Annotated in this window: 21 protein-coding genes and 1 riboswitch; of the genes, 8 read left to right on the top strand and 13 right to left on the bottom strand. The window is 70.2% G+C overall.

The features are described from left to right. Positions 1 to 397: 397 nt before the first annotated feature. From AC5L36_RS30440 to AC5L36_RS30470, 7 genes are all read right to left on the bottom strand, one after another. Positions 398 to 1,813, bottom strand: coding sequence for an ATP-binding protein (locus AC5L36_RS30440; protein ID WP_441219829.1), 1,416 nt, complete (start codon positions 1,811 to 1,813; stop codon positions 398 to 400). Further along, positions 1,810 to 3,468, bottom strand: coding sequence for an NAD(P)/FAD-dependent oxidoreductase (locus AC5L36_RS30445; protein ID WP_441219830.1), 1,659 nt, complete (start codon positions 3,466 to 3,468; stop codon positions 1,810 to 1,812). The genes AC5L36_RS30440 and AC5L36_RS30445 overlap by 4 nt, the downstream gene beginning before the upstream one ends. Before the next feature lie 18 nt (positions 3,469 to 3,486). Then, a complete protein-coding gene (locus AC5L36_RS30450; RefSeq protein WP_441219831.1) occupies positions 3,487 to 3,972 on the bottom strand; it encodes a GbsR/MarR family transcriptional regulator in 486 nt (161 codons plus the stop codon). A 50-nt stretch (positions 3,973 to 4,022) separates the two neighbouring features. Continuing rightward, positions 4,023 to 5,657, bottom strand: coding sequence for an ABC transporter permease (locus AC5L36_RS30455; RefSeq protein WP_441219832.1), 1,635 nt, complete (start codon positions 5,655 to 5,657; stop codon positions 4,023 to 4,025). Further along, positions 5,657 to 6,559, bottom strand: a complete 903-nt coding sequence (locus tag AC5L36_RS30460; protein WP_441219833.1) for an ABC transporter ATP-binding protein — start codon at positions 6,557 to 6,559, stop codon at positions 5,657 to 5,659. Before AC5L36_RS30460 ends, AC5L36_RS30455 begins: the two co-directional genes overlap by 1 nt. 89 nt (positions 6,560 to 6,648) lie before the next feature. Then, positions 6,649 to 7,983 (bottom strand): M16 family metallopeptidase, encoded by a 1,335-nt coding sequence (locus AC5L36_RS30465; protein WP_441219834.1) that lies wholly within the window; start codon positions 7,981 to 7,983, stop codon positions 6,649 to 6,651. Then, positions 7,980 to 9,263 (bottom strand): M16 family metallopeptidase, encoded by a 1,284-nt coding sequence (locus tag AC5L36_RS30470; protein WP_441219835.1) that lies wholly within the window; start codon positions 9,261 to 9,263, stop codon positions 7,980 to 7,982. The genes AC5L36_RS30465 and AC5L36_RS30470 overlap by 4 nt, the downstream gene beginning before the upstream one ends. Positions 9,264 to 9,349: 86 nt before the next feature. On the opposite strand from AC5L36_RS30470, the gene AC5L36_RS30475 reads away from it, so the two are divergent. Continuing rightward, the gene (locus AC5L36_RS30475) at positions 9,350 to 10,870 is read left to right on the top strand and encodes a metallophosphoesterase family protein (RefSeq protein ID WP_441219836.1); all 1,521 of its coding nucleotides are present in this window, start codon (positions 9,350 to 9,352) and stop codon (positions 10,868 to 10,870) included. Between the two features lie 73 nt (positions 10,871 to 10,943). On the opposite strand, the gene AC5L36_RS30480 is transcribed toward AC5L36_RS30475, so the two are convergent. Then, positions 10,944 to 12,089 (bottom strand): alkaline phosphatase PhoX, encoded by a 1,146-nt coding sequence (locus AC5L36_RS30480; protein WP_441219837.1) that lies wholly within the window; start codon positions 12,087 to 12,089, stop codon positions 10,944 to 10,946. A gap of 296 nt (positions 12,090 to 12,385) precedes the next feature. Between AC5L36_RS30480 and AC5L36_RS30485 the strand changes: the two genes are divergently transcribed. Continuing rightward, entirely contained in the window at positions 12,386 to 13,441 is a 1,056-nt protein-coding gene (locus AC5L36_RS30485) for a 3-deoxy-7-phosphoheptulonate synthase (protein ID WP_441219838.1), read from the top strand. A gap of 45 nt (positions 13,442 to 13,486) precedes the next feature. Here AC5L36_RS30485 and AC5L36_RS30490 read toward each other — a convergent pair whose 3' ends face one another. Continuing rightward, positions 13,487 to 13,765 (bottom strand): GlsB/YeaQ/YmgE family stress response membrane protein, encoded by a 279-nt coding sequence (locus AC5L36_RS30490; RefSeq protein ID WP_441219839.1) that lies wholly within the window; start codon positions 13,763 to 13,765, stop codon positions 13,487 to 13,489. Positions 13,766 to 13,895: 130 nt separating this feature from the next. On the opposite strand from AC5L36_RS30490, the gene AC5L36_RS30495 reads away from it, so the two are divergent. Next, entirely contained in the window at positions 13,896 to 16,286 is a 2,391-nt protein-coding gene (locus AC5L36_RS30495; protein WP_441219840.1) for a transglycosylase domain-containing protein, read from the top strand. Positions 16,287 to 16,517: 231 nt separating this feature from the next. On the opposite strand, the gene AC5L36_RS30500 is transcribed toward AC5L36_RS30495, so the two are convergent. After that, positions 16,518 to 16,766: a DUF6158 family protein gene (locus AC5L36_RS30500; RefSeq protein WP_441219841.1), complete on the bottom strand. Its 249-nt coding sequence runs from the start codon at positions 16,764 to 16,766 to the stop codon at positions 16,518 to 16,520. 56 nt (positions 16,767 to 16,822) lie between these two features. Between AC5L36_RS30500 and AC5L36_RS30505 the strand changes: the two genes are divergently transcribed. Beyond that, positions 16,823 to 17,218, top strand: a complete 396-nt coding sequence (locus tag AC5L36_RS30505; protein WP_441219842.1) for a hypothetical protein — start codon at positions 16,823 to 16,825, stop codon at positions 17,216 to 17,218. Between the two features lie 14 nt (positions 17,219 to 17,232). Then, a complete protein-coding gene (locus AC5L36_RS30510) occupies positions 17,233 to 17,544 on the top strand; it encodes a DUF3817 domain-containing protein (RefSeq protein ID WP_441219843.1) in 312 nt (103 codons plus the stop codon). Here AC5L36_RS30510 and AC5L36_RS30515 read toward each other — a convergent pair. Together AC5L36_RS30515 and AC5L36_RS30520 are read right to left on the bottom strand one after the other, a co-directional pair. Further along, positions 17,534 to 17,764 carry a DUF397 domain-containing protein gene (locus tag AC5L36_RS30515; RefSeq protein ID WP_441219844.1) on the bottom strand — a complete coding sequence of 77 codons (231 nt, stop codon included), beginning with the start codon at positions 17,762 to 17,764 and terminating at the stop codon, positions 17,534 to 17,536. The genes AC5L36_RS30510 and AC5L36_RS30515 overlap by 11 nt on opposite strands. Positions 17,765 to 17,979: 215 nt before the next feature. Continuing rightward, positions 17,980 to 18,180, bottom strand: a complete 201-nt coding sequence (locus AC5L36_RS30520) for a DUF397 domain-containing protein (RefSeq protein ID WP_441219845.1) — start codon at positions 18,178 to 18,180, stop codon at positions 17,980 to 17,982. Between the two features lie 320 nt (positions 18,181 to 18,500). On the opposite strand from AC5L36_RS30520, the gene AC5L36_RS30525 reads away from it, so the two are divergent. Continuing rightward, positions 18,501 to 19,373, top strand: coding sequence for a helix-turn-helix domain-containing protein (locus AC5L36_RS30525; RefSeq protein WP_441219846.1), 873 nt, complete (start codon positions 18,501 to 18,503; stop codon positions 19,371 to 19,373). 27 nt (positions 19,374 to 19,400) lie between these two features. After that, positions 19,401 to 20,249 (top strand): helix-turn-helix domain-containing protein, encoded by an 849-nt coding sequence (locus AC5L36_RS30530; RefSeq protein ID WP_441219847.1) that lies wholly within the window; start codon positions 19,401 to 19,403, stop codon positions 20,247 to 20,249. A 103-nt stretch (positions 20,250 to 20,352) separates the two neighbouring features. Here AC5L36_RS30530 and AC5L36_RS30535 read toward each other — a convergent pair whose 3' ends face one another. Beyond that, complete coding sequence (locus AC5L36_RS30535) at positions 20,353 to 20,895, bottom strand: DUF6232 family protein (protein WP_441219848.1); 543 nt, start codon at positions 20,893 to 20,895, stop codon at positions 20,353 to 20,355. A gap of 528 nt (positions 20,896 to 21,423) precedes the next feature. Next, a riboswitch (cyclic di-AMP (ydaO/yuaA leader) is annotated at positions 21,424 to 21,516 on the top strand. A gap of 111 nt (positions 21,517 to 21,627) precedes the next feature. Between AC5L36_RS30535 and AC5L36_RS30540 the strand changes: the two genes are divergently transcribed. Further along, positions 21,628 to 22,584 carry a C40 family peptidase gene (locus AC5L36_RS30540; protein ID WP_441219849.1) on the top strand — a complete coding sequence of 319 codons (957 nt, stop codon included), beginning with the start codon at positions 21,628 to 21,630 and terminating at the stop codon, positions 22,582 to 22,584. Positions 22,585 to 22,715: the final 131 nt, after the last annotated feature.

Consider the following 22,715-nt stretch of genomic DNA (forward strand, 5'->3'; position numbering starts at 1 on the left):
CTGGACCACGACGCACATCGCGGTAGCTCAAAATCTCTGTCCAATAGGGGTCGTCTAGAGACCTTTCGCGGTCAGGGTTTGCGAGCCTTTCCACGATTCTGCCCGGTCCGGCACAGCCCTCGGTCAACAAGCAGGTCCCCACGACTGGAACGCTATGGCTGTTATCCGGCCCTCATAACAGCCATAGCGTTCCAGTCGTGGCGGCCAACGCTCAACGCTGAGGCGGTGACGGCGGGCGCGATCTTGTGCCGCGGGGCTGGCAGCGCGGGTCCGGGGATCTCGGCGAGCGCCAGCTCGCCGCCGACCCGCGCGGTCTCGGCGGGAGCACCGGTCCGCAGCTTGAACGCATGGGTGCTATCAGCTCGACAGCTTCCTCGACCAGAGAGTCGGGCCCTGGCTACGGCTCCTCTTCGACCGGGAGCAGGACGGTGAACTCGGTCTTGCCGGGCTCGGACTGCACCTTGATGTCGCCGTGGTGTTTGTTGACCACGATGCGGTAGGAGATGTCCAGGCCCAGCCCCGTCCCCTCGCCGACCGGCTTCGTCGTGAAGAAGGGCTCGAAGATGCGGGGCCGGATGTCCGGCGCGATGCCGCCACCCGTGTCGCCGACCGTCACGGCGACCTGGTCGCCGTCGCGCTCGGTGCGGATCGTCAGCGTGCCGCTGCCGCCCATCGCGCCCAGCGCGTTGTCGATGAGGTTGGTCCACACCTGGTTGAGCTCGGCCGGATAGCCGGGGATCTCCGGGAGCGTGTGGTCGTACTCCTTCACGACCGTCACGTTCGGCGAGATCTTCGCGGTCAGCATGATCAGGGTCGAGTCGAGCAGCTTGTGCACGTCGACCACCTGGTGTGGCGCGCGGTCCAGCTGCGAGTACTGCTTGGCGGCGCCGACCAGCGCGGAGATGCGGCTGACCGACTCGTCGATCTCGCCCATCAGCAGCTCGGTCTCGATCGTGTACGTCAGCCAGCTCACCGCCGACTGTAGGTCGCTCTCGTCGACCGCCTCGGCGACGAGGTCGAGCCAGGCCACGTTGGCGTCGCCGGCGACGAGGGTGGCGGCGTGGTCGTACTCGAAGCCGGAGGACAGGCCGCGGTCCTGGAGCCAGTCGACCACCGCGTCCTCGGCCTCGTTGGTCTCCAGCGCCTTCAGCTTCGGCGCGTTGGCCGCCCGCTTGACCGCGGCCTCCTGGAGCTCGACAAGGCGGTGCAGCTGCTTCACGTTGATCTTGCCTTCGGCGATCATCGCCAGCTTGTGGCGCATGCCGGCGACCTTGTCGCGCAGGGTGGCGGTGGCGCGCACGGCCGCGGAGGCCGGGTTGTTGAGCTCGTGGGTGAGGCCCGCCGACAGTGAGCCGAGCGCGAGCAGCCGCTCCCGCTCGCCGACGATCGTCTGGCTGCGCCGCATGCCGAGGAAAAGGCCGTCGAGCAGGTGCATCGTCATCGGGAACCACTTGCGCAGCGCCGGGCCGAACTGGTCCGCCGGCAGCTCCAGCACCCGCACGGGGCCGAGCGGCGCCATCGTGTTGTTGTAGGTCTTCGACTCGCTGTCGGTGATGTAGGCCTGGGTCGCGCCACCGTACGCGCCGAGCTGGTCGGTGCGGGTGATCTCGACTTCTTGCCCGTGCACCCGCCGGGTCAACGCGATCGCGCCCTCCAGCAGCACGACGAAGCAGGTGGCCGGCTCACCCTCGATGTAGACCTTCGCGGGTGGCTCGTACTCGACGACGGTGCTGTGCTCCTGCACCCACTCCAGCTTCGCGTCGTCGAGCGACTCGAAGAGGAACAGCTTCCGGAGATCGTCCTTCGAGATCATTGCGCCTCCAGGTACCTGTGCACGAGCGTGACCGCCATCGCGCCCTCGCCCACCGCGGACGCCACCCGCTTGACCGAGTTGGCCCGCACATCCCCGGCGGCGAAGACGCCGGAGACGCTCGTCTCCAGGTGATACGGGTCGCGGTCGAGCCGCCAACCCTTGGGCCGCCGGCCGCCGACGACGAGGTCGGGGCCGGTCACCACGAAGCCCTGCGCGTCTCGCTCCACCTGGCCGTCGAGCCAACCGGTGTGTGGCTCGGCGCCGATGAAGACGAACAGCCATGAAGCGTCAACATCGCGAGTCTGCCCGGTGTTCCGGTCGCGCAGTGTGAGCCCTTCGAGGTGCTCGGTGCCGTGGCCGGCGGTGACCTCGGTGCAGGTGTGCACCTGGATCCGCGGGATGCTCTCGATCTGCTCGATCAGGTACGCGGACATCGACTGGGCGAGCGAATCGCCCCGCACGACGAGGTGCACCCGCGAGGCGTACCGGGAGAAGTAGACCGCGGCCTGCCCGGCCGAGTTGGCCCCGCCGACGATGTAGACGTCGGAGCCCGAGCAGGCGGGCGCCTCGGTGGCCGCGCTGCCGTAGAAGACACCGCGGCCGGTCAGCTCGGCGAGGCCGGGCACGTCCAGCGTGCGGTACGAGACGCCGGTTGCCAGGATCACCGTGTGTGCCACGATCTGCGGCCCGCCCGCGCAGGTGAGCACGCGGGCCGAGCCCTTGACGTCGAGGCAGGTGACATCTTGCGCGGTGAGCAGCTCGGTGCCGAAGCGCTGCGCCTGGCGGCGGGCCCGGTCGGTCAGCTGCGCGCCGGAGACGCCGTCCGGAAAGCCCAGGTAGTTTTCGATCCGGCTGCTCTGTCCGGCCTGGCCGCCGGTCGCCCGGCGTTCGACGAGGATCGTGCGCAGGCCCTCCGACGCGCCGTACACCGCCGCGCCGAGCCCGCCCGGCCCGGCGCCGACCACCGCCAGGTCGTAGAAGTCGGCCGTGGGGGTGGTGGTGAGGCCGACGTGCGCGGCCACCTCGGCCTCCGACGGCCGCACCAGCGTCTTGCCGTCCGGCGTGACCACGATGGGCACGTCGGACTCACTCGCGCCGGACGCCGTCAGCAGCCGCTGCCCTTCCGGCTCCTCCGTGAGGTACCACCGGTAGGGCACCATGTTGCGGGCGAGGAAGTCGCGGATCTCGAACGACTCGGCCGACCACCGGTGGCCCACGACGCGCGTGTCGGCCTCGGGTGAGGCGGGCGTCGCCTGCCACGCCTCCAGCAGGGAGTCGAGCACCGGATAGAGCTTTTCCTCCGGCGGGTGCCACGGTTTGAGCAGGTAGTGGTCGACGTCGACGAGGTTGATCGCGTCGATCGCGGCCTCCGTGTCCGCGTACGCGGTCAGCAGCACCCGCCGGGCGAGGGGAAAAAGGTCCATGGCGGCCTCGAGAAACTGGATGCCGTTCATCTGCGGCATCCGGTAGTCGGCGAGCAGGACCGCCACCTGCTCACCGCGCAGCTTTATCTCCTTGAGCGCGTCAAGCGCCTCGGCTCCCGAACTTGCCCGCACGACGCGGTAGTCCTGGCCGAAGCGGCGCCGCACGTCGCGCGCGACGGCCCGAGAGACAGCCGGGTCGTCGTCGACCGTCACGATCGCTGGGTTGGCCATTGCCCAATCAAAGCACGCTCAGCCGCCGTGGCGTTCCTCGCGCGTCTTCTCCCACCGATCCAGCAGTTCGAGCATCCCGTCCTGGATGAAGAGGTAGAAATCGTGTACCTCGGTCAGCCGCGCGCCGGACGGCGACGAGGTGTCACCGACGGCCTCGACCCCCTCGTAGATGATGTCGGCCATGCGCTTGTACACCCCGCCGCGGACCAGGCTGGCGGTGTACCAGGGGTCGTCGGGCATCCGGTAGCGGTCGCTGCGCGAGCCCGGCACCGGCTCGCGCACGATGAACTGAAGCTGCATCAGGTAACGCACCGCTCCGGAGACGGCGGCGGGGCTGGCCCCGACGCGCTCGCCGATCTGGCCGGCGGTCAGGCCCGGCTCGTCGGCGACCTGGAGCACTGCCAGCACCCGCGCGGGCATCCGGGGAAAGCCCAGGTCGCTGAGGGTCATCGCGAAGTGCTCCACGAAGCGGCGAACCGCGTCCTCGTCACGCTCTTTCGTCATGTTCACCACTTTCATGTGCGTGTGGCGGCGCCATGGGGCGCCGCCACGCCTTACTGGAGCGCGAGGTCTCGCCGCCGGAAGAGTGCCAGGCCAACCACCCCGAGTGCCAACGCGATCGCGGTCAGGGCGAGCAACGGCCCCGCCGTCGCGCTCGCCGCCGGCACCGCCGGCACGTGGGTGAAGGGCGAAATGTCGCGTACCGCCTGCGGCAGGCCCAGCAGCTCGCCGAGCTGGCCGACGATCAGGCTGACGGCGAACGCGGCCCAGGCCAGCCCGACCGCGAGCCGGGGCAGCAGGCCGAACACGGCGACCGCGAACCCGGCCAGGATCAGCGCCGCCGGCAGCTGGACCAGCGCCGCACCGGTGAGCTCGCCCACCTGGCTGCCCTGGTCGCTGCCGCTGAGGTCGGCCACAAGGCCGGTAGCGGCGCCGGACGCGGCCAGCAGCACCGCCGCGCCGACCACGGCCACGGCCACGTGGCTGGCCAGCCAGGTCAGCCGGCCGGTGCCGGTGGCGAGCACCGCCTCGGCGGGGCCGCCGGCCTCCTCCGCGCGCGGGCGCATCAGCGCCTGCACCACGTACGCGGCGGCCATCGCGCCGTAGAACGCCATCATCGCGGCATAGAAGGTATCGAGAAGGTTGGAGCTGCTGCCGCCGGCCAGCTTGCTGATCGTGTCGGCGGTGCCCTGGTTCTCACCGAGCGCGTCCTCGACGGTCTTGGTGAGCGAGCCGACGGTCGCGCCGTACGCCACCATCGCGACGCCCCAGCCGAGCAGCGTGCCGCGCTGGAGCCGCCAGGCCAGGCCGAGCGGGCTGAGCAGGGCGGGCGTCGCCCCGCTCGGGCCGCGCCGGGCCGGCACCATGCCCATGCCCACGTCGCGGCGCGAGGTCAGCGCGAACGCGGCCGCCACAGTCGCCACGAAGGCCGACAGCGGTAACACCAGCACCCACCAGCGGTCGCCCTCGTACTGGCGCATCTCGGTCACCCAGCCGATCGGCGAGAGCCAGGTGGGCCAGGCGCTCACCATCGTGTACCCGTCTGGCCGCACCTCACCGAGCACGTCACCGAGGCCGCGTACCAGATAGGCGAGGCCGACCACGGTGGCGGCGATGCCGTTCGCGGCGCGTGAGGTCTGGGTGACCTGTGCGGCGATGGCCGCGGCGCCGGCGAAGACGATGCCCGCGGCGGCGATGCCGGCACCGGCGCCGATCGAGCCGGCGGCCGGCTGGCCGTAGCCGATCAGGAGGAGCGCGATCAGGCCGCCGAGTACCACGTTGGCCCCGGCCGCGACGATCAGCGCCGCGGTGAGTCCGGCGTGCCGGCCGACGACGGTCGCGCCGACCATCTCGGAACGGCCGGTCTCCTCGTTCTGCCGGGTGTGCCGCACGACCGCGAGGGTGCTCATGAAGCCGGCGAGCACCGCGGCGTACGTGAGGAACGAGAACATGATCATCGCGGCTTCGCTCGCGCCGGTCGGCGCCGTGCGGAACAGCAGCAGCGCGGGGCTACCGACCGCACTGCGCAGGATCTCGATGCGGTCCGCCTCGGTCGGGTAGCGGTCCTGTACCGACGCCACCACGATCGGGACGAACAGCGCCGTGCCGGCGATCCACAGTGGAAGCTGGACGCGGTCCCGCCGGATCGCCAGCCGCACGAGGCGACCGGTACCCGTGAAGGCGCTCATCAGACCATCGCCTCCTGTAGCTCGTCGCCGTAGTGGCGCATGAACAGCTCCTCCAGCGACGGCGGGGCGCTGGTGAGCGTCCGCACCTCGAAGCGGGTCAGGTAGCGCAGCGCGTGGTCCAGCTCGTGACTGTCCACATCGAACTTCGCGCGGGTGCCCTCGACCTTTGCGTCGTGTACCCCCGACTGCTCCTCGAGGCCGGTGATCGGGTGGGTGGTCTCCACCGAGATCGACGTGCGCGTCAGGTGGCGCAGCTCGCTCAGCGTGCCGGCCTCCACGGTCCTGCCCTGCCGGATGATGCTCACCCGGTCGCAGAGCGCCTCCACCTCCGAGAAGATGTGGCTGGAAAGGAGGACGGTGCGGCCCTCGTGCTTCACCTCGCGCACGCACTCCTGGAAGGCCGCCTCCATCAACGGGTCGAGGCCCGAGGTCGGCTCGTCGAGGATGTAGAGCTCGACGTCGGAGGCGAACGCGGCGACGACCGCCACCTTCTGCCGGTTGCCCTTGGAGTACGTGCGGGCCTTCTTGCTCGGGTCGAGCTGAAACCGCTCGACCAGCTCGGCGCGGCGCCGCTTGTCCAGCCCGCCGCGGAGGGCGCCGAAGAGGTCGATCGCCTCCCCGCCGGTCAGGTTGGGCCAGAGGTTCACGTCGCCGGGTACGTAGGCGAGCCGCCGATGCAACGCCACCGCGTCCCGCCACGGGTGGCCGCCGAGCAGGCTCACGTCGCCGGCGTCGGCGCGGAGCAGGCCGAGCAGCACCCGGATGGTCGTGGACTTGCCCGAGCCGTTCGGGCCCAGGAAGCCGTGCACCTCACCGGTGTCGACGGACAGGTCGAGCCCGTCCAGCGCGCGGGTCTGACCGAAGGTCTTCACCAGGCCAGAGACCGAGATCGCAGATGTCATACCGCTGAAGCTACGCTCGTTTCACAAATTTGTGAAACGTCAGAAGCGTATGAATAGCGTCAAGAAATGTGACCCGGGCCACCGCCCTGTCAGAGCTGGGCGTCGACCACCTCGCCGATGCCGGAGGCGACCAACTCGTCGCGGATCACGGCGGCGTCGCCCTCGACGACCAGCGTGAGACCGTGCGGGTTGAGGTGGCTGGCGGCCGCCTGGGAGACCGTCGCCTCGTCGGCCGCCAGCAGGGTCGCGCGCAGGTTGGCGTGGTAGTCGTCGGGCAGGTTGTGCACCACCAACGTGGCCAGGGCACCGGCGATCGCGCCCGGCGTCTGAAGCTCGACCGACAGCTGCCCCGCCCGCCACGACCGGGCCACCGCCAGCTCCGGCTCGGTGACGCCCTCGGCCGCGGTACGCGAGATCTCGCCGACGGTGTCGACCAGCGCCGGCACGGTGACCGCGGTCTGCACGCTCGAGCTGACCAGCAGCCGGCCGAAGCGGCGGGACTGGCCGAACTCGCCGCGGATGCCGTACGTGTACCCGCGCACCTCGCGGATCAGGTGGTTGAGCCGGGAGGTGAACGCCCCGCCCAGCACCGTCGCGGCCAGCGTCATCGGCACGTAGTCGGGGTGCGCGCGGTGTGGCGCGGCGTGCCCGAGCCGCAGCGTCGACTGCACCGAGCCGGGTCGGTCGACGAGCACGACCCGCCGCTCGGTACGCGGATCGATCGGCAGCGGCCCGCCCATCCCCTCGACCGGCGCACCGGCACCGGCGAAGACCGCCGCGCCGAGCGCGTCGAGGTCGACCGTCGTCAGGTCGCCGGCGACCACCAGCGTGCCCCGCTGGCCGAACCAGCCGCCGTGGTACCCGGTCACGTCGTCGACCGTGATCGCCGCGACCGAGTCGGGGTCGCCGTGCAGCGGGCGGCCGTGCCGCTGGTCGCGCCCGAAGAGGTCGGCCCGCAGCGCGGCCTCGGCTCGCGGCCCGGGGTCCGCCCACTCCATCCGGAGCGCGGTCGCCTCGTCGTCGCGCACCCGGGCGATGTCCGCCGGGTCCAGGCGCGGAGTGCGGGCCGCCTCGGCGAGCAGCGCCACCGCGTCCGGCAGCCGGTCGACCGGCGCCTGCACGCCGATCCGGAACGAGTCCCAGTCCACTGTGGTGAAAAGCTCGGCGCCCAGGCTCTCCAGCGCGAGCGCGTACGCGGCCGAGTCGCGCTCGCCCGTGCCCTCCTCCAAGGCCTTGGCCACCACAGCGGCGAGCCCTTCGCGGCCGGCCGGCTCGCGGCCGGCGCCGGCGTCGATCAGCAGGATCGCGATCGCCAAAGCCTGGCCGGGCAGGTGGGCGGCGACCACGCCGTCGCGGCGCACGACCTCGGGAAAGCGGTACGGCCGGGCGGCACCAGGCCCCGGACGCTCGGCGACCAGACTCACGAAGGCTCCTCGGTCAGGTAGGTGAGGGTGACGCGGCTCGACGGGCGCAGCTCGGCGGCGACCTCGGCCACGGCGTCGAGCGTGACCGCCTGCCAGGCCGGCAGCCGATCCCCCGCCCGCGCCGCGTCGCCGAACTGCGTGGCGTACCGGCTCAGCGCGTCCGCCCGACCCGCCACTGTGGACACCTGCCGCCACCACGCGGTGGCCAGCAGCGCCTTGGCCCGATCCAGCTCCTCCTGGCTGACGTCGGCGAGCCCGTCGAGCACGCCGACCAGGCCGGCCTCCAGGTCGGCGGCGGACACGCCGTCGCGGGCGGTCGCGCTCACGATCAGCGGGGCGGGCGCGTGCGCCAGGTCGACGCCGTACGCCGAGACGTAGTCCGGCTGGGCGAGCCGCGCCCCGTCCGCGAGCCTCTGGTAGAGGCGGCTGCCCCGGCCGTTGCCGAGGATCGTGGCGAGCACGGTGACCGCGTCGTACTCCGCCGAGCCGAACGCGTGGGTGCGCTGCGCGATGTAGATGCGCGGGGCGGGCACGTCGCCGACCACGTCCTCGCGCACCGGACCGCCGGGCGGCGCCGGCCGCGTGCCGTCGGGGGCGGGCGGGATGTCGGTACGCGCCGGCAGCCCGCCGAAGTATTTCTCGGCGAGCGCGAACACCTCGGCCGGCACCACGTCGCCCACGACCGACAGCACCGCGTTGTTGGGCGCGTAGTACGTGGTGTGGAAGGCCGCGAACGTCGGCAGGTCGGCCGCGTTGAGGTCGTCCATCGAGCCGATCGTCGCGTGGTGGTACGGGTGGCCGGGCGGGTAGAGCAGCGGCAGCAGGCGCAGCCAGGCGTCGCCGTACGGCACGTTGTCGTACCGCTGGCGCCGCTCGTTCTTGACCACCTCGCGCTGGTTGTCGAGCGTCTCCTGGGTGAGCGCCGGCACGAGCCCGCCCATCCGGTCCGCCTCGAGCCACAGCGCCAGCTCCAGGTGCTCCGACGGCACGGTCTCGAAGTAGTTGGTGCGGTCGGGGTTGGTGGTCGCGTTGAGCGAGCCGCCGGCGCCCTGGATCAGCCGCATGTGCTCGGTCTTCGCCACGTGCGCCGACCCCTCGAACATCAGGTGCTCGAAGAGGTGCGCGAACCCGGTCTGCCCCTCCGGCTCGTGCCGCGATCCCACGTCGTACCAGATATTGACGGCCACGACTGGTGCCGTGCGATCTTCGCTGACCACGACGCGGAGGCCGTTGTCGAGGCGGGTGGTTTCGATGGGCCACGGGTAGCCGGTCGGCGACATGCGCTCGACGGTAGCGGATCTATTGCGTTCCGCACGCAACGGTCCCTCGGCGGTGTCCGGGGCGGGCCGGGAAGCATACTCGGGACATGCTGTGTGAGCCGTACCTGCTCGATCCCACCGCGGACGGCGTGCACGTCGTCTGGCACACCGAGGGGCCCGGCTCCCACCACGCGGTGCTCGTCGGTCCGGCCGTCGCGGCCATGACCGGCGACCAGGCCCGTGCCGCGGCCGCCGGCGACGCGGGTGAGGGATGGCGCCGCGTCGGCGCGGACACCGTCGAGCTGTCCCGCACCCGGGAGGACCAGGAGTCCGCGGTACCGGGCCGGACGTACCCGATCGTCACCCGCCGCCCCGTGTACCGGCACCTGGCCACCGTCACCGGCCTCGCGGGTGGGCGCACGCCGTACCGGGTGGTGTCCGACGGCACGGTCACCGCCGCGTACACGCTCGCGCCCGCCCCGCCGCCCGACCGGCCGGTGCGCCTGCTGCTCACCAGCGACCACCAGCTCAAGGCGATGGTGCCGGTCAACCTGGCGAAGGTGGCCGAGACGGCGGGCGAGACCTTCGACGGCGTGCTGATGGCCGGCGACATGGTAAACGCGCCCGACCGGGCCAGCGAGTGGTTCGACAGCACGGCCGAGCCGCCGTTCTTCCGCACGTTCGAGCGGATCCTGGCGCACTCGCCGATCTACCCCGCGCTCGGCAACCACGAGGTGATGGGGCGCTGGTCGGAGACCGCGACGCTGGACGCCCAGTTCAACGACCCGCAGCCGGGCGACTGGGACATCACCACGTACGCGGAGCTGTTCCCGTACCCGCGCAGCGAGTCCGGCGGCCAGAAGTGGTGGTCCCGCACGATCGGCGACGTGCACGTGATCTGCCTCTTCGCCACGCAGGTGTGGCGCTCGCCGCACCCCGAGGGCCGGGGCAAGTTTCAGGAGGCGCTCGAAGACGTCGACAACCCCGACCGCTGGGGCTGGGGCCAGTTCATCTTCGAGCCAATCAAGCGCGGCTCACCCCAGTTCGCCTTCCTGGAGGCCGAGCTGGCGTCGTCCGCCGCGCGGGCCGCGCGCTATCGCGTGGTGATGTTCCACCACCCGAGCCACGGGCTGGGCAACCACTCGGTGCCGCCGTACACCGATCCGGTCCAGGTCGTCGGGCACAAGTCGATCCGGTACGAGTACCCCCTGGCCGACGACCACATCCTGCGCGACGTGGAGCCGCTGCTCTCCGCGTCCGGCGTGCACCTCGTCCTCAATGGACACTCGCACGTGTGGAACCGCTTCCGGAACGCGGCCGGCGTGCACTGGCTCGAAACGTCCAATGTGGGCAACAGCTACGGCGCCTACGACGTCACCTCCGGCATGACCCGCTGGTACCCGCCGGGCTACGTACTACAGGGCGACCCGGGCGGCCTCCAGCCGGTGGTGCCGACGGTCGCTCCCCTGGTGCGCCCCGACGGCGTGCCGCTGCCCTTCGTGGCGAGCAACGAGGTCACCGTCTTCACCCTGCTCGACTCGGCGGCGGGCGTCGTGCGCTCATACCGCCACGACACCCGCCACCCCGAGTCACCCGCGATCCTCTTCGACGAGTTCCCCTTGCGCTGAAAGGCCCCTTCGCCGTCATACCCCGGTCCGCAGGTGACGCGGACCGGGGCAAATTTCCGCCTCTAAGAAAGTCCTACCTGAAGGGGCCGCGGACCTCGTAGGTGATGCCGCCGGACGACGAGCCTGACGTGCCGCGCTGTGACGAGAAGTACAGGCGCGTGCCGTCCGGGGAGAAGGCCGGGCCGGTGATCTCCGAGCCGGACTGCCCGGCGAGGCGGATGAACGGCGCCACCACCCCGGCCGGCGTGATGATGTTGATCTCCATGTTGCCGCCGTCCTCGGCGACGAAGAGGTCGCCCGAGTCCGAGCCGGTGATGTTGTCGACGCCGGTCAACGGGGCGGTGCCGCTCACCAGCGAGTCGTCGTAGGCGAGGTCGATCCGCTGGTTGACCGCGTCGTAGGCCCACACCCGGTTGTCGCCCTTGGTCGTGAACCAGCAGACGCCGTCGGCGTAGTAGCAGCCCTCGCCGCCGTTGAACCGCTTGGCGCCGGAGACCTGGCTCCGGGTGCGGGTGGGGCTGCCGTCCGGGTCGGGCACCGGCGCCCAACTCACCGGACCGCTGGTGGCCGTGCCGGCGACCAGCACCTCCAGCGTGCCGGACGAGAGGTTGCCCCAGCTGGTGGGACGGAAGCGGTAGAAGCAACCGTTGGTCTCGTCCTCGGTCAGGTAGATCACCCGCCGGTCCGGGTCGGCCGCGGCCGCCTCGTGTGTGAAGCGTCCCATCGCCGGCCGCCGCACCGCCGCGGTCCCGCCCAGCGGGTACGTCTCGTACACGTACCCCAGGTCGGTCTCCTCGCAGGACAGCCAGGTGCCCCACGGGGTGGCGCCGCCGGCGCAGTTGCGGTTGGTGTTGCCCAGGATCCGGTACGCGGACGCGACGCTGCCGTCCGCGTTGAACCGCACCGCCGAGGCACCTCCCGTGGACGAGATCTCGGAGTTGGACACGTACACCCAGCCGGACCCGGCCACGAAGCACGCGCCGCCGTCCGGGGCGTCGTGCCAGGTGTACCCGGCCACCGCCTGGCGGGAACGGGCGATGATCCGGCTGGTGAAGCCGGTCGGCAGTTGTACGCCGTTGGCGTCGGCGGCGCGCAGCCCGCCGTAGGGACTCGGCCCGGGCTGGGCGGGGGCGGCGAAGGCAGCCGACCAGAGGCTGCCGGAGAAGGCGGCGGTGCCCGCTCCGATGACGGTGGCACGCAACACAGTGCGACGATCCATGCCGGAAACGTATTGATTGATCGGTGTCGTGCGGCATGCCCGGAAGGTGAACGCCGGACGACGGTCCGTTGATAGTCCAGCGATGGGATATGATGCGACGGTGACCCGATGGTATGCGTGCTTTAGTTGGCCGGCGCTGGCGCCGGCGACTGAGGCATGACCGCATGACCTAGTCACCACCGCCAGAGCCGGCACAGGGCAGGAGAGACTCCTGCCCTTTCGCGTGCAACGACGACGCAGAGCCGGCTTCGGCCCCGGGACGCCGGCCCCGGGGTGGCTGGCGGAAGGAACCCCACGTGACTCTCCCGAGTGTGCAGCGGGTCAGCGACACCCGGATCGACAAGGTCGTGCCGCTGGTGTCGCCCGCGCTGCTCCACCATGAGCTGCCCCTTGACGACGATCTTTCGGCCGCGGTGGTCGACGGCCGGCGTGCCGTGGCCCGCGTGCTGGACCGGGAGGACGACCGCCTCATGGTCGTCGTGGGCCCGTGTTCGGTGCACGACCCCGCGGCCGCCCTCGAGTACGCCGACCGGCTCGCCGAGACGGCGGCGCGGCTCGCCGACGACCTGCTGATCGTGATGCGGGTCTACTTCGAAAAGCCGCGCTCGACCGTCGGCTGGAAGGGGCTCATCAACGACCCCGGCCTCGACGGCTCCGGCGACGTCAACACCGGCCTGCGTACCGCCCGCTCGCTGCTGCTCCAGGTGCTGCGCAAGGGCTTGCCGGTCGGCTGCGAGTTCCTCGACCCGATCACCCCGCAGTACATCGCCGACACCGTCTCGTGGGGTGCGATCGGCGCCCGCACGGTGGAGAGCCAGGTGCACCGCCAGCTCGCCTCGGGCCTTTCGATGCCGATCGGCATGAAGAACAGGCCGGACGGGGCGATCTCCACGGCCGTCGACGCGATCCGGGCCGCGGCGGTGCCGCACGTGTTTCCCGGTATCGACGTGTCCGGCACGCCGGCGATCCTGCACACCCGCGGCAACGCCGACTGCCACCTGGTGCTACGCGGCGGCCGCGGCGGGCCCAACTACGGCGCCGAGGACGTCGCCGGCGCGCTCGACCTGCTGCGCGCGGCCGGGCTGCCGGAGCGGCTGATCGTCGACGCCAGCCACGACAACAGCGGCAAGGACCACACCCGCCAGCCCGTGGTCGCCGAGGACGTGGCCGCCCAGCTCGCCGCCGGCCAGCGCGGCATCGCCGGGGTCATGCTCGAGTCGTTCCTGGTACCGGGCCGGCAAGACCTGGACCCGACGCGCCCCCTCGCCTACGGCAAGTCGATCACCGACGCGTGCATGGGCTGGGACACGACGGTCCAGGTCCTGGAAGGGCTCGCCTCCGCCCGCCGCTGATGCCTACGCGATCTTGCACCCCGCATTCCGGCGCGGGGTGCAAGCTCAGGCGGTTCTGCGGCGCTCGCTGGAGCCCATGAAGCGGGCCGCCAGCCAGACGAAGAGGACCGCGAGCGCGATCTGGATGGCGTGCCGGATCCAGTCGATGCCCTTGGTGTCGCCGACGCCGAGCCAGTCGGCGAGCACGCCACCGAGCAGCGCCGCCGCGATGCCGACGCCGATGGTGACCCAGACGGAGATGTTCTGCCGGCCGGGCAGGAGCAGCCGACCCAGCATGCCGACGATGGCGCCACCGATGATGGCCCAGAGAATCGTTCCGATCATGTGGGGAGCGTATGACCGGTGCTCGCCTAAAAGAGGTGAATTGCCAGGAAAGCCCGGACCACTCGTGAAAGTGCTGTGAAGATCGGTATCAGCTGCAACCCCAGCCTCACCTCTGGACGTCTTTGCAGGCGTGACCGAACCTCTCCTCCGCTTCCACCCCGGGCGCGCCGCCGGACGGCCCCGGCGCCACGCGCTCGTCAACCTCGCGACGCTCGTGGTGTGCGGCCTCCTCGCCGGCCTCGTCGTCGCGGCCGCGATGTTTCCGGCGCTGGCCGCCTCGGGCCTCGCGGCGAAGGCGGGAGCGGAGTCGTTCGAGGCCTTGCCCACCGAGCTCACGACCACCCAGGCGCCGCAGCAGACCGAGGTGTACGCGTCCGACGGCAAGACGCTGATCTCGCGGTTCTTCGACGAAAACCGCGACGACGTCACGTTCGACCAGATCTCCGAGCCGATGCGCGAGGCGATGATCGCGGCGGAAGACCACAACTTCTACGTGCACAACGGCGTCGACGTGAAGGGCACGTTCCGCGCCCTGCTCAACAACAGCACCGGCGGGGCACAGCAGGGCGCCTCGACGCTGACGATGCAGTTCGTGCGGATGTCCACCATCTACACCGCGCCCACGTACGACAGCGCGGTCAAGGCGGGCGAGGACACCACCGCCCGCAAGGTCCGCGAGATGCGGCTGGCGCAGCAGGCGGAGAAGAGGTTTTCCAAGGACGAGATCCTCACCCGCTACCTCAACCTCGCACCGTTCGGTCACAACACGTACGGGGTCAACGCCGCCAGCCAGTTCTACTTCGGGAAGAAGCCGAAGGACCTGACCATCCCGGAGGCGGCGCTGATCGCCGGCATGGTCAAGTCGCCCACCTACAACGACCCGCTGGATCCCAAGGGCAAGGAGCGCGCGCTCGACCGGCGCAACTGGGTGATCGGCCAGATGGTGGAGATCAAGGCGATCACCGCGGCCGAAGGCGAGGCCGCGAAGAAGGTCAAGCTGACGGTCAAGGGAAAGCGCCCGCCGAAGGGCTGCACGGTCACCAAGCCGAACGACTGGGGCTTCTTCTGCGACTACTTCCGCCGGTGGTGGCTCGGCCAGGAGGCCTTCGGCGCCACGCCGTACGACCGCGAGCGGCGGCTGCACGGTGGCGGCTACCGCGTCGTAACCACGCTCGACCCGAGCGTGCAGAAGAAGGCCCGGGACAACGTGGAGGAGCACCTCAAGACCGGCAACAAGCACGCGCTCATGGTCGCCGCGATCGAGCCGGGCACCGGGCGGGTGCGCGCGCTCGCCACCAACCGGGTGTTCAAGCTCGACAACTCCAAGAACAAGCCCACGACCAATCCGAAGAACCAGGGGCAGAGGGGCACCTACCCGAACACCACCAACCCGTTGCTCACGGGGGGCAGCGGTTACCAGTTCGGGTCGACCTTCAAGATCTTCACGCTGGTGGCCGCGCTCGAGAAGGGATATCCGCTCGCCACCACGATCAACGCCCCGCAGCAGTACAAGTCCAAGTACCACGCCTCGGGCAGCTCGGCCTGCCCCGGCACCGACCAGTGGTGCCCGAAGAACAGCAGCCCCAGCCTCGCCGGCGTGCACAACGCCTGGACCGGCTTCGGCAAGTCGGTCAACACGTACTTCGTGCCGCTGGAGGAGATGGCCGGCGCGGCCAACACCGTGGAAGCCGCGAAGAAACTGGGCATCCGCTTCCTCAACGAGGACGACGCCAGCATGGCGAACGACAAGGAGAAGGCCGACGGGTGGGGCTCCTTCACGCTCGGCGTCTCCGGCACGACCCCGCTCGACCTCGCCAACGCGTACGCCACCCTCGCCGCGGACGGCAGGCACTGCGAGCCGATCCCGGTACAGGAGATCAAGGACTTCGAGGGCAAGAAGCTCGACGTCGCCAACCCACGCTGCGACCAGGCGGTCGACCGTGACGTGGCGCGCGCCGCGATCGACGCCGCGCGGTGCCCGGTTGGCGACAGGTCCGCGTTCGGCGAGTGCAACGGCACGACCGCCGCCGACGCGTTCCGCACCATCAAGCACCCGATCGCCGGCAAGACCGGTACGACCGACAGCAAGCGCACCGCCTCGCTGGTCGTCACCAGCCGGACGATGGCGGTCGCCGGCATCCTGGTCGACCCGGACTGGCCGGAGACCACGGCGAACATGGACCACGGCATCGTCAACCCCGCCGTGTACGAGACGCTCGCCGACATCATGCGGGGCAAGGCGCAGCAGGACTTCCCGCGCCCCAGCCAGAAGATCGCGTACGGCACGCAGCGCCAGATCCCGACCGTCACCTGCCAGACCGTCGAAGCAGCGACGTCCACATTGGAGGGTCAGGGTTTCCGGGTCGAGGTGAACGAGGTGCCGATCCCGTCGTCCTGCCCCGCCGGCACGGTCGCCGGCACCGAACCGGCCGGACGCACCATCGACGGCGGCCTGGTGGTGCTTCGCAAGAGCAATGGGGTCGCCGGCCCCCCTCCCACCGCGTCGCCTCCCACGCGGTAAGAGGCCGGCACGCAAAGAGCGCCGCCCGGTGGGATGGCCACCGGGCGGCGCTGGCGTCGGTGTGCAGGTCGCCTCTCGGCGAGTGGCACGACGCGGCTCCAGCCGGACGGTATTCCGCGAAGGCAAATAGGTGAGGCCCGGGGACACTGGACACACCGTCAGTCATCTCAACGGCACGCCCCCGCCAGGTGTTCCGGGGCCCGGGGGTGGCCCGCGCCACACCCGACCGGCTCAGTCGCGGAGGCGGCTCGGGTCGACCTCCCGGCCGGGATAACGGGTGAGGTACTCCGTCTCCAGCTCGGCCGTGCGCCGCAGGTGGTTGGCCACCGCGGCGTCGGAGCCGTGTCGCAGCGTGTCCAGCCGGGTCCGGTGCAGGCTGCTCATCTCCCGGAAGAGGTCGTCATCGGTGAGGTCGGCCCCGTCGACACCGGTGTCGAGCTCGGCCGCCGCGCCTTCGGCGTACTGCGCAGGTCCGCTCATGTCCCACCGTTGCCCGGCCCGAACCTCGCCGAAACCCCGCCGGTACTCTCGGGCGTATGAGGCGGCTGTGGTCACCGGCGTGGATCGCGCGCCACGTGCTCGCGGTCGGGCTCGTGGCCGGCTTCCTGGCCCTCGGCTGGTGGCAGATCAGCCGAGCCGCCGGGGGCAACACCCTCAGTTGGGCGTACGCGTTCGAGTGGCCCGTGTTCGCCGCGTTCGTGGTGTTCATCTGGGTGCGCGAGGTGCGCCTCACGCTCCGCGGTAAGCCCGAGGTGCCGGTCTCACCGGCCCCGTCGGGCTCAGCGGCCACGGCCTACCGCCGCCCCGTCCGCACCGCGCGGCAGCCCGTCGGGTACGACGATGGCGCCGACCCGGAGCTTGCGGCGTACAACCGATATCTGGCCTGGCTCAACGAGCACCCGGACGCCCGGCCCGCCGACTACCCGGGGTGAGTAGAGGAGTAACCGTGGGGGGAGCCCTGCTGCGCTACCGCGCGATCGCGTACATCGTGGGCGTGGTCCTGATCGTGCTCGTGGTGATCGGCATGCCGCTCAAGTACGTCTGGGACGAGCCTTCCATCGTGGAGACCGTAGGCCCGGCACACGGCTTCCTCTACATGATCTACCTGGTCGCGGTCTTCGACCTGGCCCGCCGCGCCCGGTGGGGGCTGCGTCGCATGCTTCTGGTCATGCTCGCGGGCACGATTCCGTTTCTTTCCTTCTACGCCGAGCGGGTCGCGACCCGGTGGGTGCGCGAGCCCGTCGCCGTCACCGGTTGAACTCACCGGCGCGCAGCGCCGCGCAGAACACCCTCCATGCTGTCGCGGTGACCTCAATGAACGGCCCGTCCGGCGACGCAGAGTTACGGATCGCGACGTGAGCCTCGTCCAAGGCCACCTCGACACAGTTCAGCGACTCACACTGCCCGCTCTTACGCCACTTCGTCGGTCCATCCGCCACGGCAACCTGCCCCTCCGCGGGCTGGTGCGCGCCGGCCATGACGGCACCGCCCCGCACTCGCGCTGCTATCAAATGTTCCATGCCGAGGCATATGCAGAAAGGAGGGCGTACATGAATGAATGACCTCCTCGCCGCTACCAATGTGCCACACGCCGTCGCGGCTTCCGTGAACAACAAAAAGAGGCATCCGTCGTGGATGCCCCGCTGGTGCCGGAGGAGAGCTCCCCGGGCGGAGAGACCCGGGGAACAGGACCCTACTGAAGGTCGAACTGACCTGCGCGAACGCCGCTGATGAACGCTGCCCACACCGGGCGGGCGAAGGCCAACTGCGTGTCCGGAACCGAGTTGTTGCGAATAGCAACCTCGTCGGCGCGCTCGGCTACCTCGACGCAGTTGTGCGCCTCGCAGCGTGCGCTCTTCCGCCACACGTCGGTGACGGAATGTGTCTGGGACATCCGGTGCTCCTCTTAAGCAGCCGCAAATGTCGCGGCAGAGCGCCGTGACGCCACACTGTAGCGCATGAAGAGTGGACCGATGCGCCCAAACCGCCGCACTTACGGCCGAGTCCGAACTGCCCCTTTGACGGATGCTCAGGCACCCCGGGCACGATGCTGGAAAAGCTAGCAGGGCAGGTGTAGCCTTCACAAGACTAGCTAAATGGCAGGTCGCGTCTAGCCAGGTGGCATTCTGCACAGATCATTTTCTTGCACGGACGGGTCTACTGCACGGTGACACATCGTGGGCGCGTGACGCGCGCAGCCGGGGAGGGTCGCCGATGACGACGGTGCACGGGCCTACGGTCGGCCGGCGCCGGCTGCGGTCCGCGCTGCGCCGGGCGAGAGACGCCGCCGGGCTGACCCAGGAGCAGGTGGCGGCCGCCATGGACTGGTCGCTCTCCAAGCTGATCCGCATCGAGGCCGGCTCCGTGTCGATCTCCACCAACGACGTCAAGGCGCTGCTCGGTCACTACCGGATGACCGACCAGCACCAGATCAACGAGCTGGTCGAGCTGGCCCGGGTCTCCCGGCGCCGCACCTGGTGGTCGCAGTACAAAGACACCCTCCCCAGTGCCTACGCGGCGTACATCGGGCTGGAGGCGGAGGCGTTCAAGCTCTCCTTCTTCCAGCCCTCCGGCATCCCCGGCCTCCTACAGACCGACTCCTACGCGCGGGCCGCCGTCACCGCGGCCTCGACCACCGTGGGCGACACGATGGACGCGGAGCAGATCGAGCTCCGACACGCGATCCGCATGCGGCGGCAAAAGGAAGTGCTCGACCGCCCCGACCGGCCACACATCGACGTGGTGCTCGACGAAGCCGCGCTGCACCGGCAGACCGGCGGCCCGGAGAGCCTGCGCGAGCAGCTGCGTCACCTGGCCGACGTCGGACGGCGCGCCCAGGTGACGATCAGGGTGCTCCCGTTCACGGCGGGCGACTACGCCCCTCAAGGCCCGTTCGTGATCCTGCGCTTCCCTGACGATGACGACACCGACATCGTCTATCTCGAGGGAGTGCTCGCCCAAGACGTGCTCGACCGCCCCACCGACGTAGCGGCGTATCAGCAGATGTTCGACCGACTCTGGGAGATGTCCCTCCAGCCCGACGAGTCCCTCGAAAAGATCACCAAGATGGCCGACCAGCTCGGCTGATCGGCGAAACAACGCAGGAGCGGCGGCATGACTGCGACATATGGACCCACCGTTGGTCGGCGACGGTTGCGGTCCGCGTTGCGCGCGGCGCGTGAGGCGGCAGGCTTCACGCAGGAGCAGGTTGCCACGGAGATGGACTGGTCCCTGTCGAAGATCATCCGGATCGAGTCAGGTGCCGTCGGCGTCTCGCCCATCGACGCGCGCGCCCTGCTGCGGCTCTACGGGGTGACCGACAAGCCGCGGGTCGACGAGCTCGTCGGGCTGGCCCGTTCGTCGCGGGTGCGCCGGTGGTGGTCGTCGTACGCGGGCGCCCTCCCCGCGCCGTACACGGCCTACATCGGGCTGGAGGCGGAGACCTCGTCGGTGCTCTGCTACACGCCCACCAAGCTCCCCGCGCTCTTCCAGACCGAGGCTTACGCGGCCAAGGCGCTGCGCCGCCAGCCGGGCGCCGACGAGGAGAGCCAGATCGCGGTGCGGCTCGCCCGCCAGCGGGAGGTGCTGGGCAAGGACGACCCGCCACACATCACCGCGGTGATCGACGAGGCGGTCGTGCGGCGCATCGCCAGCGACCCGCGTACGAAGCGGGAGCAGCTGGAGCGGCTCGTCTCGCTGTGCGGCGAGCCCAACATCACCATCCAGGTGCTGCCGTTCGCGGCGGGCGTCGACGGCTTTCCCAACCCGTTCGCGATCCTGGAGTTTCCCGACCCGACCGACGACGCCGTGATGTACCTGGAAAACGGCCTCGGCGACGACGTGGTCGACCAGCCCGACCTGGTAAAGCCCTACCGGCACGAGTTTGACCGGCTGCGCGAGATGGCGCTGAGCCCGACCGAGACCCAGGACATGATCAAACGGATCGTGGGCGAGCTCGACTGAGCCCGCCCACGATCGGTGTGGCCCCCCGGCCCCACCGCGCCCCTCGTCCGCCGTTGACCCGCTTTGCCGCGCGGCGGCCGAACTCGGGACGAAGTCTCTATGGCTAGCGCATGCGCCAGATGTTCATCGTTACCAGCGGCTCGGCCAGCCCGCCGAGCCGGTATGCCTCTTGCGCCCGGAGCAGCGCCCGGGTGACCTGCCCGTACTGCCGCTCCTCGTCGCTGCTGAAGAGCAGCACCGTCATCCCGCGAAACTCGCCCCACAGCTCGTAGGCCCGCGGCCGCAGGCGGTGGCCGATCGTCGCCACGAGGAATGGGACGAACGCCACCGCCGTGAGCGCCAGGTAGGCCTGTGCACTCAGGTGGTTGAGCTCGGTGGTCATGCCGAGCGTGATCCCGATGGCGGCCAGCACGATCGCGGTCACCGTCACCGACCGCACGGTGAGCTGATGTGCTGGGCCTCGGGCCGTGTGCAGGTGCCTGAGCTCGCCGACCGGGAACCGGCGCCCACCGACGATGAACCAGTCGCGGGTAACCAGGATGCCGGGCTGTTGGTACAGCGGAGCAGGCGGTTTCGGGCTCGTTACGTCTGCTTGCGTTACGGGCTGTGCTGCTGGTGACCGCGCGGGGTAGCGAGTAGTCTGCACTTCAATGCCTCCTACGGCTCGTGAGGCGGGCTGGTGTGGTGGTTCTTGAGATCGGCACCTGGTGGCAGCCAGGTGCCGATCGTCTTTCTCGCTCTGTTCCGTCTGGCGATCAAGTGCCGCTTCAGCAACCTCAAGGGCCCTGCTGCCATTGTGCGAGATGCCATCTAGTCGAGGGAAGGGGTGCAATCAGCCACCTGGCAGATTGGCAGCGGTCGGCTAGCTGCATCGCGGGGCTTTCAGGCCCGCATATCCGATTTGTCAGCGCCGTCGCCCACCCAACGCGTAGACCGACAAATCGCCCTTCACCCGTCTGGCCGACCGACCTGGGTGTACGACCTAATCACTTAGAGTGACACAGACATTCGCCCCGTTCGCGGGCGTCCGTCACAAGTCATCCTTCCGCCACTTTCGCCCGCCCGGCCCCGACGCTAGGTTGGAGCCGCTGGTCCGGTAGTCAGTCACTCCCCCGGGTGACGCCGGTCCGGTGCCGCCTAATCGCACGACGATTACTCTCCGTCAGCGAGTTGGGGACCCACCGAATGCACTGGGGTGAATCCGCGGCCCGCCCGCCCCTCGGCGGACCCGGTAGGGCGATCTTCCCGCCCGAATCCGTCAGCTCACGTCGCCTCGCCGCTCGCGGCGAGCCGCCGCTAGCGCAAGCTGCCGAGTTTGATGGGTCGCGCGCAAGCTCGCTCACCCGGTAGGCGGCGTTGGGGAAGAAGGGTTCACCGTTTGTCTTCCGCGCGGAAGCTGCTCCACGCCCTCGTGCTGATCGGGCTCGGGATCGGGCTGACCGTGCCGGCAGCGGCCGCACAGGCCGAGCCGTCGCCGAGCGAGCTGACGGAGCAGATCAACAAGGCATCCACCGAGCTGGAGAAGGTCGTCGAGTCGTACAACAAGCTCAACGAGCAGCTCAAGCAGACCAAGGCCGCCGCCACGGCGCTCAGCGCCAAGATGGGCCCGCTGGAGGCCCAGCTCGCCAAGGCGGACACCGAGGTGGGCCAGATGGCTTCGGTGGCGTACCGGACGGGCCAGGTGGGCACCGCGAGCGCCCTGCTGAACGGCAGCGGGCCGCTCGCCGACCGGCTCGGCATGCTCGACCAGCTGGCCCGCGACCGCAAGCGGCAGCTGGAGGGTTTCACCGAGGCCGAGCGCCGGTTCACCGAGCAGAAGGCGACGCTCGACGCCACCCAGGCCAAGCAGACCGCCCAGCTCAAGGAGCTCGCGGCCGGCAAGAAGAAGATCGAGGGCGACCTCGACAAGCTGTACAAGATGCGCGAGGAGGCGTACGGCTCGGCCACCACCTCCAGCGGCGGCTACACCGGGTCGATCCCCTCGATCTCCGGTAAGGCGGGCGTGGCGGTGCGGTTCGCGTACAACGCGATCGGCACGCCCTACGTCTGGGCCGGCGAGAGCTCCAGCGGGTACGACTGCTCGGGCCTCACGCTCGCCGCCTGGCGAGCGGCCGGCAAGTCGCTGCCGCACAACGCCGCGATGCAGTGGGACGTGGTGGCACACATCGGCCGCGGCTCCCTCCAGGCGGGCGACCTCGTCTTCTACAACGGTCTCGGCCACGTCGCGATCTACGTGGGCAGCGGCAAGGTGATCCACGCGCCGCAGGCCGGCGAGAGCGTCGAGCTGGCATCGGTCGACATGATGACCCCGTACGGCTACGGCAGAGTCAGATAAATCTTCAAGTGCGCCGATCGAGGGCGGCTTGCGGCGGGTCCATCGCGGACGCGCCGTCGGCAGCCCTCGATCGGCGCACAAGTCCTTGATCGGCGGGAGGACGGGCCGGCCGGAAGTGTCGTACCGCGGGT

Source organism: Phytohabitans sp. LZ39 (assembly GCF_059359075.1).